The following is a 1519-nucleotide window of genomic DNA, read 5'->3' as shown; positions in this document are numbered from 1 at the left end:
ATGACAAGGAAACCCAAGACTGCACAGATCCTAGAGACATGCCCGGAGGATCCTGTATCCTCCATATCGCCCGAACTCCACATGCTCCCATCCAACAGCATAGTCACCGGGCACAACATCCGCAGAGACCTCGAAGACAGCATCGGAGAGCTTGCGGAGTCCATCAGAGTCAACGGGATCATCGAGCCTCTCGTCGTTTGTAGACGCGAGGACGATCCCTTGACATACCTTCTCGTTGCCGGGGAGAGGAGGTATCGTGCAGCTTCGGTAGTCGGACTCGACTCACTGCCTTGTCATGTATACCCGGCACTCTCACAGTCACAGGTCCTCGAGATCATGTTCACCGAGAACCTCCATCGCAAGGACCTCAATCCCATTGAGGAGGCTGACGGCATCAGGAGGCTCCTCGATGCCGGCATGACGCAGGACGAGGTCGGCTCCCGTCTCGGGAAGTCGCAGGAATGGGTATCCAACCGTCTGAGGCTCCTCGATGCTCCCGAGTCCCTGAGGAACGGCGTCATTTCGCAGGAAATGACTCCGTCACACATCCTCAAGCTCCTCACATACAGGTCCAAGGTCCCCGAGGACATGTTCTCCGCCTTCGTGGACTACTTCGTGGACCACAAGGTCGATCCCGAAGGGGACCCTGTCCCCGTGTCCGGCATCGACGAGCTCTTCAAGAAGTTCCTCTCGAAGCACAGCAGGACGGACGACAGCATCGTCCTCTATGCAAGGTTCTCCCTCGGGGAGACCTTCTACAACGAGCATTGCACATCGTGTCCGAAGAACATCATGGACGGCCATGCCTGTCTGGACAGGGACTGCCTCGATAGACTGCGCGAGCACGGATCCGAATCGAGGGTCGCATCCGTTAGGGACGATCCGCTCGTCCATTTCGGCGATGGCAGGTACGGCATCACGGAGGGGTGCTGCGTTGGATGCGTCCGTATGGTCTCCGATGACGGGACCAACTGCTGTTCTGACAGGAAGTGCTTCGAGGCTCGTACCCAGGACTTCAGGGAGAGGGTCCAGGGCTATCGCCGCTGCATCGACGATGCCCTGAGGGACTCCATAAAGGAGGTGTGCTCCGAGGATCCCCGCGGGATGTTCGTCAGGTTCTCCAACGATCTCCTCGATAACTGCTTCGGGAACCTGCAGGACGACGGTATCACCATCGACGAGACGGACTCCGAGACGATCATCCTCGAGAAGCTTTGCATGCTCCAGTTCATGTCGAGCATAGGCATGGGATTCTCCTCCACGGACTATGTCCTCTCGCAGTACCGCAACTTCTGCAAGGACCATGGCATCAAGCCAAATGATCTCATGTCCTGGGACGATTGCATCAAGGAGGTCGTCTCCGAGATGTCGAGGGACATCCCACTTACTTCTCCCGAATCTTCGACCGACGATATGTCCGAGGAGGAGGCCCACGCATGAGCATCCCTCAAAAGCCTTTAACACGGACCTTTCCGATTTCCTCCGAAAACGGAAAGGGAGGTGAGAAAGGAATGGCAAG

At 57.1% G+C, this 1519-nt stretch carries 1 protein-coding gene; it reads left to right on the top strand.

Features of this window, described 5'->3' with window-relative positions; all coding sequences use genetic code 11:
• Window positions 1-1440: ParB/RepB/Spo0J family partition protein (locus tag V5D86_RS09545; protein ID WP_414596456.1), on the top strand; the 1440-nt coding region annotated here is incomplete at its 5' end.
• Between the last annotated feature and the right edge of the window lie 79 nt (window positions 1441-1519).

Origin of the sequence: Candidatus Methanoprimaticola sp. MG2 (assembly GCF_047501175.1) — an archaeon.
In the GTDB taxonomy this organism is placed as follows: domain Archaea; phylum Thermoplasmatota; class Thermoplasmata; order Methanomassiliicoccales; family Methanomethylophilaceae; genus Methanoprimaticola.
This window is presented reverse-complemented; position numbering and strand designations above follow the sequence as displayed.